Raw genomic sequence first — 16,952 nt, forward strand, 5'->3', positions numbered from 1 at the left:
TCAGATGACCCCGAGATTCTGCCCCGTCACCTGACCGGAGTTGGAGATGGTGAGCCGCCAGCTCTTGCCGTCCGGGGAGGTCACGATCGGTCCCCCGCCGGCGGACACCGTCTTGCCGCGGCCCTGCACCGACCACCCCCGCGGGAAGGTGTTGAGCGGGAAGTCCGCGCCCTGACTGGTGATGAGGTTGACGGCGGTGCCCTCCGGGACGTTGGTCGGGTCGATGCGGATCAGGCGGGGTGTCGACTGCTGATCCGGGTCGAAGGCCACGTTGGCCAGGTAGGGCTGGCGGCAGTGCAGCAGGTCCAGCCCGACGGTGCGGGCGGCCACCTTGCAGTTGACCATGCCGAACTGCGACGGCCCGCCCACGCCGGACTTGCCGATCTGCAGCGCCGTGGCCGCACCCTCGAACCAGACGTTGGTGAGCCACCAGTCGTTCGCGCGCCCGTCGACCAACAGGTGTACCGACGTCGTCTTCGGGTTGATGTCGGAGGTGAATTCGACGTTGGTGAGCGACATTCCGGACGCGAAGTTGTTGCCCGTCCCCAGCAGGGAGACCCAGTTGGTCGTGAACTTGCAGTTGGTGATGTAGGACTGGATCGCGGTCGTGGACATCGCGGTGCCGTAGTTGTTGAAGTCGCAGTTGACGAACGACGTTCCGCCCGTGTTGTTGATCAGCGACAGGCCGCGCTGCGGCAGGAACTTCGGGTGGCTGCCCGAGGTGTGGTTGCCGCGGAAGACCACCGAGTCGAACGAGCACCGGAAGCAGTGGTCGAGGACCACGGCCGTCGAGTTGGGGTCCAGCGAGAAGATGCCGAGGTTCTTGATCGCCACCCGCTGCTTGTCCTCGAGCGTCAGCAGCGCGCCGGACGAGGCGTGGATGATCGTCGTCAGATCCGCGCCGGCCCCGAAGACGGTGGCGTAGTTGTCGAACTGCGGGAGCGAGCGCACCCGGTACTCGCCCGGCGGGAAGTACAGCGGCCGCCGCTGTTGCTGCGCTGCGGAATACGCCGCCGCGATGGCAGCCGTGTCGTCCGCCTGGTCGTTGCCCTGCGCGTTGAACGGTGCCGCCTTGACGCTGACCCAGCCGAGCAGCGAGCCGGGATCGGTCTCGCCCGCGGTCATCTCGACGGCCACCGGATCGCGCGACGCGCCGCCGACCAGGGCGGCCGCGCCCACCCCCGCCGCCACGCCGCCGACGAGCAGCGACCGACGCCCCATCCTGTCCGTACGCCCTGCACCCACCATGGAATCTCCTCGCTCACCCGATCGGGATGCCACAGCCCCCGTTCACCCCGGGCACAGACAAGCACCGGGCGGACGGCGTCGGCGCGCGACTCGCCGAACGCGCTATGAGCGAAAACACATGCGGCGCAAACAGACCGACCGCCGCGATCGACAACTCGCGCTGCGCCGGACCTGCGCCCCGTTTCGGCCGGGGCGAGCCGGAAACTTACCGAGATCGGCCGAGGCGGGCGGTCAGGACGCTCCGAGCATCCAGCGGGGCCGCGTCCACACCTGCCAGTGCTCGAGACGCTCGAATCCGATGTGCTCGTAGAGCGGTGCACCGGGAATCGACGCCAGGCACAGATCCTCGGTGGGACCGCGTACGCCGGCATCGAGGTGCTTGACGCCCGCGACCAGCCGGGTGGCGTGACCGTGCCGCTGACGCGACGGCTCCGTCGCCAGCGTCCATCCCACCGAGATGCCCTCGGCCCGGCACAGCAGACCGCAGCACACCATCGCGTCGTCCTCCCACAGTCCGCCGAACACGACGTCGTCGCGGGCGAGCAGATCCTCGGTGAAGACGGCCCCGGCCAGATCGCGGCCGAGCCCGAAGGCGTCGGCGGCCAGTTCGCGCGTTCGGGGCAGGTCCGCCGGCGTGATCTCGCGCACGCTGTCGGCGGCGACACCCGCGTTGGCGGCGCGCCGCATGAGCGGCATCGCGCGCGCGGCGACCCACCCCGCGTCGGCCAACACCTGGGCGCCGGACAGGCCTTCGCCGGCGAGCATGATCAGACCGGGAACGCCCAGGCTCGCGAGCGCGTCCTTGGCCTCGGTGACCAGAACGCGCACGTCACCGCCGTGCACCAGCGCAATGTTGTAGTCGATCTGCTGCGCACCGCTGAACGCGAGCCAGTGGTGATCGCCCATCTCGTGCGACGCGACGGCCCACGGAGCGGCTGACTCGCCGAAGGCGCGGCGGATGCGGTGAAGATCGGACACAACGGACACCTCGACAGCGTATCGGTTCCTTCTCGGGGCCGGAAACCTTCGTGCGGTATGGAAACGACTCGTATATAGTTCCCCGTGACGACCGAGGCGCTCCGCAGCAGCGGACCGCATCAGTTTCTCACCGGTCGTCGACGGGTGTCGCCGCGGGGCGCAGACGGCCGTCGGCGGGCGGATCCGATCAGCGGACCTTCACGGTCCCAGGTACTTCGCAGGCAAGGAGTGAGCCCCGTGACGCAGTCGGCGCCCGCACCGAACGACGCCCCCGCTGCCTCCCACGATCACCTCGTGCGGAGTTCGCTGCAGCGCGCGGGTCGACTTCCCGTCGACGCCTGGACGCTCGCGGACACCGACGATCTGTTCGACGCCGGTCTCACCTCGCACGCCAGCGTCGCCCTGCTGGTCGACCTCGAGGACGCCATCGGCGTCGAGTTCCCGGACGCGCTGCTCCGCAAGTCCACCTTCTCCTCGATCGCCACCATTCGCGCTGCACTCGCTCGCGTGCAGGAAGGCCGCGGCGGCCTGGACACCTCGGCCGTCGCCGTGCCGGGAAGCCGTCGATGACCACGTCGCACTCCGACACCACGCCCATCCGTCTCTCCGACTCCGCCGCCGACGCCGAGTCAGAGACCGGCCGCGCCACCTTCGAGCCGGACAACCTGTTGCCGCGCTTCGCCCGTCGTGCCGAGGAAGCCCGGTACGAGAGCGCCGCACCCGGCGCACCCACCACGCGTACCGATCCCGCCGGCCGGGACCGCGCGACGCACCGGCTCGGCTCACCCCTGCCGGAGATCGGCGAGGGCGAGGACCGTCGGGTCGCGGAGCCCATCCCCCTGCGCCCGGGCATGCCCGCGCCGCGCAGCCGGTGGACGCGGTGGTTCGCCCTCCATCTCAACGGCGTGCTCGGGGTGCTGCTCGAGACGGCCGCGCTGACGGCCACGCTCGCGGTGGTGCCGTTCGCGGGCAACAACCTTCTTCTCGCCTTCCTGGTGGTGCTGGCCGTGGTGTTCCCGCACCAGCGTCGCCAGCGACTGACGCTGTCGGCCCTCGACGATCTCCCGCGGATGGCCACGACGGTCGCCGTGGTCACGCTCATCGCCGTCGTCATCACCGCCCCGAGCACGTCGGTCGGCGGCGCCGCCGGCGTCGCGGGCGCCGTGCTCGCCGCGATGGTCGTGGCGCGGCAGCTCTCCTACGTGGTCACCCGGCGCCTGCGCCGGTCGGCACGCTTCCAGCGCCGGACCGTCGTGATCGGCAGCGGCATGGTGGCCGGCCAGTTGGTCGAGAGCATGCAGGCCTACCCCGAGCACGGTCTCGCTCCCCATGCGCTGCTGGACGATTCGCCGATGCCGGCCATCGTCGCCAGCCACATTCCGGTGGAGCCGCTGGCCAACCAGCTGCGCGCCTACATCTCGGTGCGCCAGATCGACACCGTCGTCATCGCGTTCTCGGCCATGCGCGAGTCCGCGCTGCTCACCCTGCTGCGCGAGTGCGACCGGATGGACTGCGAGATCTTCGTCGTCCCCCGGCTCTTCGAGTTCGTGTCGGTCACCGGCGACATGGATCGCCTCCACGCCATTCCCCTCGTGCGCATCCGGCGGGACGTCCACCGGTCCCTCGCGTGGGGCGTCAAGCGCGTGCTCAGCAGCATCCTCGCCGCCCTCGCGATGGTGGTGCTGGCGCCCGTGCTGATCGCGGTGGCGCTGGCCGTACGGATCAGCGATCCCTCGGCGCCCGTGCTGTTTCGGCAGATCCGCGTCACGGCGGACGGCCGCGTGTTCGAGTGCCTGAAGTTCCGCTCGATGAAGCCGGAGTCCCGCGAGGAGTCCGACACCACGTGGAACATCTCGCAGGACCAGCGCATCGGTCGACTGGGCCGGTACCTGCGCAAGACGTCGCTGGACGAGCTCCCGCAGTTGTGGAACGTGGTCAAGGGCGACATGGACCTGGTCGGTCCGCGTCCGGAGCGCCCGCACTTCGTGAACAAGTTCGCCACCGAGATCCCCGGTTACAGTGCGCGGCACCGTGTTCCGGGTGGTCTGACCGGCTGGGCGGCCGTCCACGGATTGCGCGGCGACACGTCGCTGAAGGACCGCGCCCTCTACGACAACTACTACATCGAGAACTGGTCGCTCTGGCTGGACGTGAAGATTCTCCTGCGCACGGTCATGGCCGTGCTCCGGCGGACCGGTGGTTGATCGGCCATGACATTTCGCCGCCTCGTGGTGGCGTGCACGGCTCTGCTCGCGCTGCTGGTTCTCGCGGGTTGGCCCGTCTACGTCCACCCTCAAGTCGACTCCCCCGAGCCCGCCGACGCCGTCGTCGTTCTCGGCGGTGAGCCCTACGCCCGCTTCCACTACGGCATCGATCTCGCCGAGAGCGGCTACGCGCCGCAGGTGGTGCTGTCCAACTCCGTCGGGCCGGACGACGTTCGCATGCAACAGATCTGCGACGGCGACTACTCCGTGAAGGTCAGCTGCTTCCTCCCGGACCCCTACTCCACCAAGGGTGAGGCCGAGGAGATCGCGACGCTGGCCGCGGAGAACGACTGGCACCACATCATCGTCGTCACCTACATCCCGCACCTGTCCCGCGCGCGCTACATCGTGGAGCAGTGCTTCTCCGGTCGCGTCACCATGGTGGCCAACCCCACCTCGCAGAATGTCGCCGAGTGGGCGTGGAGCTACGTCTACCAGACCGCCGGATACCTCAAGGCCGCACTCGACAGCGAGTGCACACCGGCGCGAACGCCGTAGCAGCGGCGCCACCTCGTCGGTGGCGTCGTCGGGGGGCTACGGCGCTCGCGTCGGATGACACGATCGCAGCGACTGCGCCCAGTCGCGTCAGAACCGCGGAAGCACCAACGGGGGCAACTGAATCGGCGGCGGCAGCTGGAACTGCGGCAGACCCGGAATCAGCGGCGGCGGAGCCGGCGCGGGCGCCGGAGCCGGAGCGGGCTCGTCGTACACCGGCGCCGAGTCCTCGACGACGGGCGGCGGCGTGGTCGTCGACGACGGGGGCGGCGACGTGGTGGTGGTCGTCGTGGGCCGCGGGGTGGTGGTCACGGCCGTCGTGGTCGACGTCGTGTCGGACCCACTGGACGCGTCGTCCACCGGCTGCGCGGTGGTGCCGCCGTAGCCGAGGATGAGACCGGCCGCAGCCGCGATCGCGAGGCCCAGCGCGGCGATCAACGGCACCTTGGACCGTCGTCGATACCCGTCCGACGACGTCACCCCGCTGTCCCCGGACAACCAGGCCGGCGTCTCCGCCGAGCGCGGGTCGGCGACCTCGCTGTAGGCCATCTCGTTCGGCCGGGGCACCTCAGCGGTCGGCTCGACCGGCGCCGGATCCTGCGGGGGCGCAACCAAATCGGGGACGGGAGCCGACGCCGGCGGGACGGGGGCGGGAGCCGAGACCGGCGGGGCGGCGAGCGTCGGGGCGTTCTCCACCGGCGTCGCCGACAGGGCCGCGCCCTTGGCGGCCACCAGCTCGGGCTCGTCGGGCGTGATGGTGCGCAGCCCCACCCACGACGCGAGGGTCTCCTGCACCAGCGGGATCCGCGCGCCGCCGCCCACGAGGACCAGGGCGTCGACCGGCCGTCCGGCGCGCGCGACGACGTCGCGGGTCAGCCGCGCCGACGATTCGACGGGCACCGCCGCCATCGCGTCGAACGCCTCGCGGGACAGCAGGATCAGGCCGCCCATCCCGGGGATGCACACGGCGCCGTTGGCGGACAGTTGCTCCTTGGCCACCCGGCAGCGGGCCTCGAACTCCCGCTCGTCGACGCCGTCGGCACCTGGTTGCTGGCGACCGATCTGGTTGTCGCGGATTAGGGCGTCGAACAGGTTGCCGCTGACGACGAAGCTGCGCTCGGACGCCAGCACCGCGCCGGTGTCGAGGTCGACGACGGTGACCGACAGGCCGGAACTGCCGAGGTCGTACAACGCGACGGTGTGCAGACCGTCCAGGTCACCGGTGGTGCGGAGGAAGTTGATCGCGGCGTGGACCTCGGGCACCAGGCGGTAGTTCGCGATGTGCTGGCGGGCCATCGCCTTGGCCACGGCGCCGGCCTGCGCGTCGTCGCGGTAGGCGACGCCGGTGGCGGCGATGGGATCGGGAATGCCCGGATCGGCGAGCACCTCGCCGATGGACTGGGCCGCGAGCTGCTCGGCCGGGTCGAAGGTGGTGTCGATGACCCGGTGCCGGAAGCGCGCGGCCGCGCCCGCGTGCACCTCGCGCACGGGACTGGCCATGCGCACCGCACTGGTGCCCACGGACACACCGAGAACCGAGCTCATCAGCCGCCTTCAGCAGTTCGCGTGCAGCGGACCCGACCGCGGGCGCTGCTTACCGGTCGAGAGTGTAACGAAACTCCCGCCTGAGCGTCACCCGGACGGTTTTCGGCCCACCCGGCGAACCGCTGACCCGGTTCGGCTCAGGTGTACGGCTGGCGTGCGGTCTCGGGATCGCCGAAGGTCACCGCGCGTTCCCGACGCGTCCCGGACGCCAGCGTCGCCGCCCAGTTGATCAAGGTGCCGGCCCGGTTGCGTCGGCCCGAGAGGAACGCGATGTGGATCGCGCCCCACGCCGCCCACCCGGCGAAACCGGACAGCTGGATCGGGCCGGCCTGCAGCAGGGCGTGGCGACGCGCGATGTACGCGGCCGAGCCCAGGTCCCGGTACTTGAAGGGGGTCGAGTAGCGACGCTCGCCCTGCAGCGACTTGGCGATCATCGCGCCGGCGTGGTGGCCGCCCTGCATCGCGACCTCGGCGACGCCCGGCAGATCGTTGAGCGCACTGACGTCGCCCACGACGTAGATGTTCGGATGACCGGCGACGGACAGGTCGGGCTGGACGGGGATGCGGCCGCTGCGGTCCTGCTGCACGCCGAGCGCGCGGGCGAGAGTGGCGGCGAAGGGCACGGCCTCGACGCCCGCGGTCCACAGCACGGTGCGGGTGTCGTAGGTGGTGACCTTCTTGTCCTTCTTGGTGGTCACCTCGACGGCGTCGGCACGCACGTCGGTGACGTGGACGCCCAGGTGCGTCTCGACGCCCACCGCGTCGAGAGTCTTCTGCGCCTTGGCCGAGAGCCGCGCGTCGAACGATTCGAGCACCCGGTCACCGCCGTGGAACAGCAGCACCCGCGCCTCACCGGGGTCGATCGCGCGGAACTCGTTCTCGAGCGCGCGGGTGGCGAGCTCACGGATCTGCCCGGCGATCTCCACGCCGGTGGGGCCGCCGCCGGACACCGCGAACGTCAGCCACGGGCGTCGTTCCTCGGGGGTGGGGAGCGATTCCGCCATCTCGAACGCGCTGATGAGCTTGCGACGGATCGCCAGGGCGTCGTCGACCGTCTTCATGCCGGGCGCGTACTGCGCGAACTCGTCGTGACCGTGGTAGCTCTGCCGCATGCCGGCGGCGACCACCAGGTGGTCGTAGCGCAGCTCGAACGTCGACCCGTCGATGCGCGTCGCGGTGACGGTGCGGTTCTCCGGGTCGATGCCCGACGCCTCCCCCAGCGCCACGTGAGTGTTCTTCTGCTTGCGCAGCAGGTGCCGCAGCGGCGAGGTGATGGCGCCCTCGGACAGCAGGCCCGTCGCGCACTGGTAGAGCAGCGGCTGGAACACGTGCGAGGTGCCGCGGTCGAGCAGGGTGACGTCGCCGTCGATCCGGCGCAGGCGGCGGGCGGCGTACAGCCCGCCGAATCCGCCCCCGACGACGACGACGGACGGGCGACGACGTGGGAGCCGGTCGGCCTCGGGATCGGTCTGCTGGGCGGTCACCCTGGTCATCCTCCTCGGTTTCGCGGACGGTGCGTGGGTGTGTACCCCGCCCGCGGGCGGTTGCACCACGACCGCGTGCGCGCGTGTAACGCTTTTCCCCGATTAGCGATCCAACTGTCAGGTTTCGGTACGCTTCGGGCGGAGTCGGGTTACTCGTCGCGCTGTGCGCACCCTGGGTTCGGGAGTTCTGCCATGTTCCGTCTGCTGGCTCGCTGGCGACGTCTGCCGTTCGATTACGCAGCGCTCCCCGAGTACATGCAGCGCCACGGCCTCCTGGATCCGTACCGCCGGTGCATCGCCGGTCTCGTCGCCATCATGGTGGCGTCGGGCGGCCTGTTGTTCTTCAGTCCGATCGGCCCCACCGGTCCCCTCGAGTCGGCCGTGATGATCGCGTGCATGATCGGCGGCGCCGTGGTGTGCGCGCTGTGGCTGCTGCGGCCGTGGCCGACGTATCGCCAGTCGGTGCTCTTCGTGATCGGTGCCGACGCCCTGATCCTCGGGGCGCTGATCTCCATCGCCGACGCCCCCACGGCGTTGACCCTGTCCACCGCGTTCCTCGTCGTGGGCGTCTACTGCGGACACTTCCTCCCGATGCGCGCGCTGCTGCTGCACGTCGGCGGCACCGTGGGCGCGTCGACGCTCCTGCTGATCATCGCGGCCACCAGTCCGGGCGCGGACCTGGCGCTGCTGATCGTGCAGTTGCTGGTGCAGTCGGCGCTGTTCTTCTTCATGCCGCTGATGTCGCAGGTGCCGCTCTTCCACCTGCGTGACGACGCGTACCGGTCCGCCGCCGACCCCCTCACCGGCGTCCTCAACCGTCGCGGCCTGCACCAGGTGGTCACCGCGCACAGTCACATGCCGCTCGCCGAGGACGACGTCGTCGCCGCTCTCGTCATCGACCTCGACGGCTTCAAGCACGTCAACGACACTCTCGGCCACGCCGGGGGCGACGACGTCCTCCGCCGCGTCGGCAACCGGTTGCGGGCCGCCACCGACGGATGGGCTGTGGTCGCGCGCCTCGGCGGCGAGGAGTTCGGGGTGATCGCCGCCGTCCCCGCGTCGTCGTTCCCCGATCGGTTCGCCGCGGTGCACGACGCGGTGCACAGCGTCGCCGACACCGTCCCGATCACCGCCAGTTCCGGCGTCGCCTGGCAGAGCGCCGCCGAGTTCCGGCGCGACCATCGGGACGTCGAGAACCTCTTCCGCCGAGCCGACCGCGTGATGTACGACGTCAAACGCGGCGGCGGCGACCGCATGGGCGTCGTGCACTGCCCGCCCGGTCCGAACCGTGCCGTCGTTCCCCCGGCCCGAGCGGCGCACCCGCGGTCGTACGACGACGTCGCCTGACCCGGAGCCCTACACTCCGGGCATGCGCGTGCTCTTCGTCTGCACCGGCAACATCTGCCGCTCCCCCACCGCCGAGCGGCTCACCACGGCCTGGGCGGACGAACTCGGCGTCGACGTCACCGCCTCGAGCGCGGGGGTGCGAGCCGTCGTCGGCCACGGGGTCGAGTCCCACGCCGCGGCCGTTCTCGAATCGCTCGGCGGTGACCCCACCGGCTTCGCCGCCCGACGCCTCACCCCCGCCATCGCGACGGACGCCGACGTCGTCATCACCATGACCGCCGGCCACCGCGACGAGGTGCTGACCGTCGCGCCGCGCACCCTCCGCCGCACCTACACCCTCCGTGAGGCCGCGGAGTTCGCCCGCCGCACCGGGGTGGTCGACCCGACGGCCTGGTTCTCCGCCCGCGCCGCCTCCCCGGTCACCGACCTCGACATCGACGACCCCATCGGCCAGGACACCGCCGTCTTCGAGGCCGTGGGTGAGGCCATTGCCGACAATCTGCAGCCGCTGTTCGAGGCGTGGTACCGGGGGCGGTAGGGCGGGGCTGCGGGGATGGGCTGCGCAGCGCAGCCGGATCCGCGCGAGCTCCAGGGATCCGCGTCGGCTACAACACCAGCGGATCCCTGGAACTGCAGCGGATCGGGCGGCGCACCCACCCGGAGGCCTGATACCGGGGCGGAGTGCCGCCGGGCTGCGGGTGGGCTGCGCAGCGCGGGTGGATCCGCGCGAGCTCCAGGGATCCGCGTCGACTGCAACACCAGCGGACCCCTGGAACTGCAGCGGATCGGGCGGCGCACCCACCCGGAGGCCTGATACCGGGGGCGGAGTGCCGCCGGGCTGCGGGGGCGGGCGGCGCAGCGCAGCCGGATCCGCGCGACCTCCAGGGATCCGCGTCTGCTGCAACACCAGCGGACCACTGGAACTGCAGCGGATCGTGGCCCGGCCTGCCGGCAGCCGCCCGATCGGCACCCCGCCGCGCGGCTCCAGCGGGTGGGCGGGCGCGAGGGTCCACAACTCGGCCGACGGGACGGGATCCCGTCGATCGGGTGCACTTGTGGACGGTTCCGCCCGGTCAGGGCCGGGGGTCGACCCGGCGACCGCCCGCGGCGCAGCGCAGCCGGATCCGCGCGACTTTCAGTGATTCGCGTCGACTGCAACACCAGCGGACCCCTGGAACTGCAGCGGATCGACGGGCGATCACCCCTGCTCACAGCACCGCACCACCCCGAACCGCGGCCGAATCCCACCCCACCCCTTGTCTGCAACAGGCAGTTGCACTAACTTTGTCTGCAACACGCTGTTGCACACACCCCAGCTGCCCGCGGAGGACCCCACCATGACCGCTCTGCACGAGCCGACCGCCTACCAGGACACGCTGCGCATCCTGTCCGAGGCGTCCGTCGAGCGACACTTCGACGCCTTCACCGACATCCCCTGGGACGACCCCGAGTACGCGGTGATCCCGAACGATCCGCGCTGGATCCTCCCCGGAGCGGACCCCCTCGGCGCCACGGACTGGTACCGGTCGCAGAGCGTCGAGCGGCAGATCGAGATCGGGATGTACCGGCAGGCGAACATCATGAAGGTGGGCCTGCAGTTCGAGCAGATCCTCATCGCGGGGCTGATGAACTACGCGTTCCGCCTCCCCAACGGACAGGCCGAGTTCCGCTACTCCACGCACGAAGCGACGGAGGAGTGCCACCACACGCAGATGTTCCAGGAGCTGGTGAACCGCATCGGCATCGAGGTGGACGGCGGCCCTCGCTGGTTCCGCGCCCTCGCGCCGATCATGCCGCTGGCGGCGGGTCCGCTGTCGTTCGGCTTCTTCGTCGGTGTGCTCGCGGGCGAGGAGCCGATCGACCACGTGCAGAAGGCGATCCTGCGCAGCGGGGAGAACCGGCACCCGCTGATCACCCGCATCATGCAGATCCACGTGGCGGAGGAGGCGCGGCACATCGGCTTCGCGCACCAGTACCTGCGTCACAAGGCCCCGCGCCTCAACCGCGCGCAGCGCGGGCTGATCTCCGTGGTCATGCCCGTGATCATGCGGGTGCTGTGCGACGCCATCATCAAGCCGTCGCCCGCCATGCGCCGCGATCTGCAGATCCCCGATCACGTGGTCGACGAGGTGTGGTGGGACGGCGAGGAGTCGCGAAAGATGTTGCGCGACATGTTCGGCGACGTCCGCATGCTGGCCGACGACCTCGAGCTCATGAACCCCGTGTCCCGACGCGTGTGGCGCGCGCTGGGTATCGACGGCCGGCCCTCGCGGTTCCGCAGCGAGCCCGCGTCCGCGGCGGCCTGATGCCGCACGTCGTCACGCAGTCGTGCTGCGCCGACGCCTCGTGCGTGGTGGCGTGCCCGGTCAACTGCATTCATCCCGCACCCGGTGAGCCGGGGTTCGGCACCGCGGAGATGCTGTTCGTCGACCCGGCCACCTGCGTCGGCTGCAGTGCGTGCGTGACGGCGTGCCCGGTGGGGGCGATCAAGCCGGACACCACCCTGACCGATGCCGAGCTGCCGTTCCTCGAGCTCAACGCCCAGTACTACCACCGGAATCCGCACGAGGACCGCACCCCGCTCGCGCTGGTGCCGACGCAGCGCCGGTTGCGCCGGCCGGGCCCGTTCCGCATCGCCGTGATCGGCGCCGGCCCGGCCGGCCTCTACACCGCCGACGAGTTGCTCCGCCATCCGGAGATCACCACCGTCGACGTGTACGACCGCCTTCGCACGCCGTACGGGCTGGTCCGCCACGGTGTCGCGCCCGATCACGGATCGACCAAGCGGGTGACGGAACTGTTCGCCGCCATCGAGTCGCAGCCCGGGTTCCGCTACCGCCTCGGGGTCGACGTCGGCACGGATGTCACTCTCGCGCAACTGCGTTCGGAGTACCACGGGGTGGTGTACGCCGTCGGCGCCTCGCACGACCGGACGCTCGGCATCCCGGGCGAGCACCTCGCCGGGTCGCTCGGCGCCACCGACCTGGTCGGCTGGTACAACGGGCACCCGGATCGGCGCGAGCTCACCGTCCCGCTCCACCACGAGCGCGCGGTGGTGATCGGCAACGGGAACGTGGCCCTCGACGTCGCCCGCATGCTCACCCGCGACCCGCAGTGGCTGGCCGAGCACACCGACATCGCCCCGCACGCCCTGAACCAGTTACGACACAGCAATATCCGCGAGGTTCGCATCCTCGGCCGCCGCGGCCCCGCCAACGCCGCGTTCACCGTGCCGGAGCTGCTGGGACTGAAACAGGCCACCCACGTCGACGTCGTCGTCGACGCGGATCCGAGCACCCTCACAGGCACCGACCGCCACACCCTCATCCTGCGCGAGTTGGCCGAGCGACCGACACCCACCGGCACCCGCCCGCGCATCGTCCTCGAGTTCCACGCCGCCCCCGTCGAGATCATCGGCGACCGCCGCACCGTCGCCCTCGAAATCGCCCGCACCGGTGCCGACGGCGTCCCGACGGGCACCACCCGCGTCGTCGACACCGGTCTCGTCGTGCGCGCGATCGGCTTCCGCGGATCGGGAACCACCGGCCTCCCCACCGATCCCGCGACCGGGATCGCCCGCCACGATCGCGGCCGCGTCGAACCCGGCCTCTACGTGGCGGGGTGGGTCAAGCGCGGGCCGCGCGGATTCATCGGGACCAACAAGACGTGCGCGCAGGAGACCGTGGAGTCGATCCTCGACGACCTCGACGGCACAGACACCACCGACACCCCGGCCACCCCACCCACCCGAGGCGTCGGCCTCGACGCCTGGCGCCGACTCGACGCGGCCGAGATCGCACGCGGAGCCACCGAGGGTCGCCCACGCGTGAAGCTCACCGACCCGCACGAGCAGGCACGGGCCCAGGCACCCCGCGAGGCGCCGCGCCGGAAGCGAGCATGGGGCGTCGTCCCGGCGTGAGACACTTCTGGCCACATGAGCCAGAAGACGCCTCCGCCTGCCGACCCTCCCCGCGACGGTCGCAAACGGCGCTGGGAGCAGCACAACGCTGACCGGCGCGCGCAGGTGATCGACGCTGCGCTGGCGGTGCTCGACCGCAACGACGATCCGGGCGGGTCGGTGACCGCCCAGCAGATCGCGGACCAGGCCGGCATCCACCGCACGGGTATCTACCGCTACTTCGAGGACAAGACCGACCTCGACGTGGCCATTCAGCGGGAGATCTGCGACCGGTTGCAGGCGGAGCTGAGCCGCGCGGTGGTCCTCGAGGGCCAGGCCCGCACCGCCGTGCATCGGGTGGTCGAGACGTACGTGCGGTGGTCGGTGGCGCACCCGTCGTGGACGCGCTTCGCCGAGCGTGCGGTGCCGGGCGCGACGGAGAACCCGATGGCCGACGTGATCGCCCGCATCGCGGAGCTGATCGAGTTCGCCGTCGACGGATTCCTCGCGCTGGTGGGCGCCGAACTCGACACCGACGATCAGCGGCTCACCGGCCCCTGGGTGGCGGGCCTGATCTCCGGCTGTATGGCGTCGGTGCGCGCGTGGGAAGCGCAGGGGCCGAACAGCGTGAGCCTGGAGCAGGTGATCGAATTCCTGGCCGACACCGTGTGGATCCAGATCCTGGGATTGGCGGCGTCGCGCGGCATCACCATGCCGGAAACGCCGTTGGAGGCATTGTTCACCGACCCGGAATCCAGCACTCCGCGCTGACATTTAGCCCTTTTCCCGAGCCCCCTCGGGCTACCATTCCGCAATGGTGAAACGTCGCCTCGCGGGCTTGGCGTTCTTCCTGGCGGTGGCGGGCTTCGTGGGCTTCACCACCGCCCAGTACGCGCGTGCGTTCGACGATTCGATCCGGGTGCGTCTGGTGCTCGACAACGCCGGCAACGCCCTCCCGCAGAACGCCGACGTCAAGGTGCGCGGCGTCCTGGTGGGCGACGTCCGCGAGACGACGACGGAGAACGGCCGGGTGGTCGCGTCCCTCGCCCTGAATCCCTTTGAGGCGGAACGTATTCCGTCGTCGGTGACGGCACGGCTGTTGCCCAAGACGCTGTTCGGCGAACGCTATGTCGCCCTGCAGATTCCCGAGAACCCCGGGTCGACCGGCCTGACCGACGGCGCGGAGATCGAGCAGGACCGCAGCGGCAACGCCGTCGAGGTGGGCCGCGTCCTCGATTCGGTGCTGCCGTTGCTCGAGGCGATTCCGCCGGAGGACCTGTCCTCGACGCTGGGCGCGCTGGCGTCGGCGCTGGACGGCAACGGCGAGAAGCTCGGCCGCACCCTGGATCGGCTCGACACGATCGTCACCGAGCTGGCGGCCGAGGTGCCGACCATTCGCGCCGATCTGCGCGGCCTGGCCGATCTGTCGCAGACCTATTCCACGGCGGCCCCGGATCTGGTGGCCGCCCTGGACGATCTGCGCATTCCGACGGGAACGGTGGTGGAACGGCAGGCCGAGGTGGACACCCTGCTGCGCAGCGCAGCATCGTCGTCGGGATCGCTGGCCGACCTGGTGGCCGCCAACGCCGAGTCCGTCGTCTCGTTCGCCGCGGACTCGCGGCAGGCGGTGGAACTGTTGGCGGAGTTCTCCCCCACCATCGGGTGCGTGCTGCCGAAGTTCGCGGCCCTGTACCCGGAGGCGCAGCGCATTCTCGGCGTGAACGAGGCGTATCCGGGCGCGCGCGGCACCATCAATTTCGTCAACCCCCGCGGCCGCTACCTGCCGAACCAGGACGAGCCGCGGCTCTTCGACGACCGCCCCGGCGCCTGCTACGAGGACGTCACCACCCCGGGGAAGTTCTTTCCCCAGTACCCGGGCAGCGGCATCAACGACGGCTCGTACGCAGTGCCGTCTCGCAACCCGGGGCCGGCGACCGTGGCCACCGTGACCGCCCCGCAGCTCTCCCCGCTGCCCGCGTCTTACGCGGGATCACAGATCGAGCGCGACACCCTCGCCGTCGTCTACGGCGAGGGCAGCGGCCTCGACCCGCGGGACGTGCCGGGCTGGACCACCCTCGTCGGCGCACCCGCGTTGCGGGGCAGCGACATCCGGATCAGATGACGCAAACAGCCAATCCGTCAGGACCGATCGCGCGGCACCGACGCTCCACGGCGAAAACGCGGACCGGGCTCGGAGCGCGGCGCAGGCGGCGGCGTGACCGGCGGCGGGGTCTGGGTGGCGGGGGCCTGCGGACGCAGGGGCGCTTCCTGACGCGCGAGGGTGGTGTCGGTCTCGTAGTAGTGCCGGTACTCGTAGTCCTTGCGCCCCTTGTTGGGAGTCATCGTGAGGATGACGCCGAGCACGGGCGCGCCGACCTGCGCGAGGTTGCCCAGCGCGCGGATGATCTCCTCGCGCTTGGTGTGGCCGTGGCGGGCGACCACCAGGGCGCCGTCGGCGTGGGCGGTGATGACGGACGCGTCGGTAACGGGCAGCAGCGGCGGCGCGTCGACCACCACGTAGTCGAATCGGCTGCGCAGCGTGGCCATGACCGTGCGGGACGCCTCGGATCCGAGCAGCTCGGACGGGTTGGGCGGCAGGGGTCCGGACGCGAGCACGTCGACGCCGGGGAACTTGGTGGGCTGCAGGACGTCGTCCACGTCGGCCTGTCCGGACAGGACGGTGGACAGTCCGACCGATCCCACCAGGCCGAGGTACTTGGAGACGCGGGGCCGACGGAGATCGCCCTCGACGAGCACGACGCGGTGCCCGGCCTCGGCGAGGACGAGCGCGAGGTTGACGGCCGTCGTCGTCTTGCCCTCGCCGGGAACGGCGGAAGTGACCACGAGCACGCGCGGCGGCGAATCCACCTCGAGGAACTGCAGATTGGTGCGGAGCTCGCGGAACGACTCGGCGGTGCCGGAGGAGGATTCGGCGAACGAAAGGGCGTTCTCCTCCTTGATGGTCTTGTCGAAGGGCACGACGCCCACCACGGGACTGTCGCTGAGGCCCGCGAGCGTCTCGCGATCCTTGACCGTGTTGTCGAGCCGGTCGCGGATCACCGCGAGGGCGATGCCCAGCAGCAGACCGACGGCGATACCGAGCGCGAGGTTGCGGGTGGTCTTCGGCGAGATCGGCGCGGCGGGCACCTGCGCCGGTTCGACGACGCTGACCTGGGCCAGTGCGGCGCCGCCACCGGGCGGCGTCTCGAGATCGTCGACGAAGTCCACGAACGTGGTGCCGATGCCGTTGGCGAGATCGCGGGCGGTGACGGCGTTCGCATCGGATACGCACGTGTCGATCAGGACGGTGTCGGGCGAGGAGGTGGTGCGCACCTTCGACGCCAGCTGCGCCGGGGTGAGCGAGAGTCCGAGAGCGTCGACCGTGCGGGCCGCGACCGCTTCGCCGCCGAGCAGCTGGGTGTAGGACGCGACGCGCTGCTGCGAGGCCAGGTTGCCCTGGTAGACCTCGGTGACCGAGGACGACGACGATCCGGTGGAGACGTAGAGCCGAGTGCAGGCCTCGTAGACGGGCGTCGAGACCAACGAGAACACGAGGGACGCGGCGGCGGCGACGACCGTCGTCAGGGCGATGACGATCCAGCGCGCGCGCAGGATCCTGACGTAATCCGATATCTCCACCGACTGCTCCTCGTCCGGGTCTCCCCACCGCGTCGAGGACGGGCGTGACGCCGC

At 70.8% G+C, this 16,952-nt stretch carries 14 protein-coding genes; 9 read left to right on the forward strand and 5 right to left on the reverse strand.

What is annotated here, in order from left to right; translation table 11 throughout:
• Together HQ603_RS15255 and HQ603_RS15260 are read right to left on the reverse strand one after the other, a co-directional pair.
• The gene (locus HQ603_RS15255) at nucleotides 1–1,221 is read right to left on the reverse strand and encodes a glycosyl hydrolase family 28-related protein (protein ID WP_261773904.1); all 1,221 of its coding nucleotides are present in this window, start codon (nucleotides 1,219–1,221) and stop codon (nucleotides 1–3) included.
• 258 nt (nucleotides 1,222–1,479) lie between these two features.
• Nucleotides 1,480–2,235: a GNAT family N-acetyltransferase gene (locus HQ603_RS15260; protein WP_222685518.1), complete on the reverse strand. Its 756-nt coding sequence runs from the start codon at nucleotides 2,233–2,235 to the stop codon at nucleotides 1,480–1,482.
• Nucleotides 2,236–2,463: 228 nt separating this feature from the next.
• On the opposite strand from HQ603_RS15260, the gene HQ603_RS15265 reads away from it, so the two are divergent.
• The 3 genes from HQ603_RS15265 to HQ603_RS15275 are packed head-to-tail and all read left to right on the forward strand — an operon-like array spanning nucleotide 2,464 to nucleotide 4,988.
• Nucleotides 2,464–2,796, forward strand: coding sequence for an acyl carrier protein (locus tag HQ603_RS15265; protein WP_308126559.1), 333 nt, complete (start codon nucleotides 2,464–2,466; stop codon nucleotides 2,794–2,796).
• On the forward strand, nucleotides 2,793–4,430 hold the full coding sequence (locus HQ603_RS15270) for a sugar transferase (RefSeq protein ID WP_222685519.1): 1,638 nt from the start codon (nucleotides 2,793–2,795) through the stop codon (nucleotides 4,428–4,430). Before HQ603_RS15265 ends, HQ603_RS15270 begins: the two co-directional genes overlap by 4 nt.
• A 6-nt stretch (nucleotides 4,431–4,436) precedes the next feature.
• Nucleotides 4,437–4,988, forward strand: coding sequence for a YdcF family protein (locus HQ603_RS15275; protein WP_222685521.1), 552 nt, complete (start codon nucleotides 4,437–4,439; stop codon nucleotides 4,986–4,988).
• Nucleotides 4,989–5,075: 87 nt separating this feature from the next.
• Here the strand turns inward: HQ603_RS15275 and HQ603_RS15280 are convergent, their stop codons facing one another.
• Nucleotides 5,076–6,530, reverse strand: coding sequence for an Hsp70 family protein (locus HQ603_RS15280; RefSeq protein ID WP_222685523.1), 1,455 nt, complete (start codon nucleotides 6,528–6,530; stop codon nucleotides 5,076–5,078).
• Nucleotides 6,531–6,667: 137 nt separating this feature from the next.
• Nucleotides 6,668–8,014 (reverse strand): NAD(P)/FAD-dependent oxidoreductase, encoded by a 1,347-nt coding sequence (locus tag HQ603_RS15285; protein ID WP_308126560.1) that lies wholly within the window; start codon nucleotides 8,012–8,014, stop codon nucleotides 6,668–6,670.
• A gap of 192 nt (nucleotides 8,015–8,206) precedes the next feature.
• Here HQ603_RS15285 and HQ603_RS15290 point away from each other — a divergent pair, with 192 nt between their 5' ends.
• From HQ603_RS15290 to HQ603_RS15315, 6 genes are all read left to right on the forward strand, one after another.
• Nucleotides 8,207–9,361 carry a GGDEF domain-containing protein gene (locus tag HQ603_RS15290; RefSeq protein WP_222685527.1) on the forward strand — a complete coding sequence of 385 codons (1,155 nt, stop codon included), beginning with the start codon at nucleotides 8,207–8,209 and terminating at the stop codon, nucleotides 9,359–9,361.
• 22 nt (nucleotides 9,362–9,383) lie between these two features.
• Nucleotides 9,384–9,899 carry an arsenate reductase/protein-tyrosine-phosphatase family protein gene (locus HQ603_RS15295; RefSeq protein WP_222685529.1) on the forward strand — a complete coding sequence of 172 codons (516 nt, stop codon included), beginning with the start codon at nucleotides 9,384–9,386 and terminating at the stop codon, nucleotides 9,897–9,899.
• A 799-nt stretch (nucleotides 9,900–10,698) separates the two neighbouring features.
• Nucleotides 10,699–11,667 (forward strand): AurF N-oxygenase family protein, encoded by a 969-nt coding sequence (locus HQ603_RS15300; RefSeq protein ID WP_222685531.1) that lies wholly within the window; start codon nucleotides 10,699–10,701, stop codon nucleotides 11,665–11,667.
• Complete coding sequence (locus tag HQ603_RS15305; RefSeq protein ID WP_222685533.1) at nucleotides 11,667–13,280, forward strand: FAD-dependent oxidoreductase; 1,614 nt, start codon at nucleotides 11,667–11,669, stop codon at nucleotides 13,278–13,280. The genes HQ603_RS15300 and HQ603_RS15305 overlap by 1 nt, the downstream gene beginning before the upstream one ends.
• Before the next feature lie 15 nt (nucleotides 13,281–13,295).
• The gene (locus HQ603_RS15310) at nucleotides 13,296–14,030 is read left to right on the forward strand and encodes a TetR/AcrR family transcriptional regulator (RefSeq protein WP_222685535.1); all 735 of its coding nucleotides are present in this window, start codon (nucleotides 13,296–13,298) and stop codon (nucleotides 14,028–14,030) included.
• A gap of 43 nt (nucleotides 14,031–14,073) precedes the next feature.
• The gene (locus HQ603_RS15315; protein ID WP_222685536.1) at nucleotides 14,074–15,381 is read left to right on the forward strand and encodes an MCE family protein; all 1,308 of its coding nucleotides are present in this window, start codon (nucleotides 14,074–14,076) and stop codon (nucleotides 15,379–15,381) included.
• 17 nt (nucleotides 15,382–15,398) lie between these two features.
• Here HQ603_RS15315 and HQ603_RS15320 read toward each other — a convergent pair whose 3' ends face one another.
• Entirely contained in the window at nucleotides 15,399–16,898 is a 1,500-nt protein-coding gene (locus HQ603_RS15320; RefSeq protein ID WP_222685537.1) for a polysaccharide biosynthesis tyrosine autokinase, read from the reverse strand.
• Between the last annotated feature and the right edge of the window lie 54 nt (nucleotides 16,899–16,952).

It is taken from the genome of Rhodococcoides corynebacterioides, from assembly GCF_019834675.1.
In the GTDB taxonomy this organism is placed as follows: Bacteria; Actinomycetota; Actinomycetes; order Mycobacteriales; family Mycobacteriaceae; genus Rhodococcoides; species Rhodococcoides corynebacterioides_A.

Bases quoted from the DNA above. Each gene is read 5' to 3' on its own strand.
- HQ603_RS15255 (WP_261773904.1), bottom strand. From the start codon at position 1,221: ATGGGGCGTCGGTCGCTGCTCGTCGGCGGCGTGGCGGCGGGGGTGGGC.
- HQ603_RS15270 (WP_222685519.1), top strand. From the start codon at position 2,793: ATGACCACGTCGCACTCCGACACCACGCCCATCCGTCTCTCCGACTCC.
- HQ603_RS15275 (WP_222685521.1), top strand. From the start codon at position 4,437: ATGACATTTCGCCGCCTCGTGGTGGCGTGCACGGCTCTGCTCGCGCTG.
- HQ603_RS15280 (WP_222685523.1), bottom strand. From the start codon at position 6,530: ATGAGCTCGGTTCTCGGTGTGTCCGTGGGCACCAGTGCGGTGCGCATG.
- HQ603_RS15290 (WP_222685527.1), top strand. From the start codon at position 8,207: ATGTTCCGTCTGCTGGCTCGCTGGCGACGTCTGCCGTTCGATTACGCA.
- HQ603_RS15295 (WP_222685529.1), top strand. From the start codon at position 9,384: ATGCGCGTGCTCTTCGTCTGCACCGGCAACATCTGCCGCTCCCCCACC.
- HQ603_RS15300 (WP_222685531.1), top strand. From the start codon at position 10,699: ATGACCGCTCTGCACGAGCCGACCGCCTACCAGGACACGCTGCGCATC.
- HQ603_RS15305 (WP_222685533.1), top strand. From the start codon at position 11,667: ATGCCGCACGTCGTCACGCAGTCGTGCTGCGCCGACGCCTCGTGCGTG.
- HQ603_RS15310 (WP_222685535.1), top strand. From the start codon at position 13,296: ATGAGCCAGAAGACGCCTCCGCCTGCCGACCCTCCCCGCGACGGTCGC.
- HQ603_RS15315 (WP_222685536.1), top strand. From the start codon at position 14,074: ATGGTGAAACGTCGCCTCGCGGGCTTGGCGTTCTTCCTGGCGGTGGCG.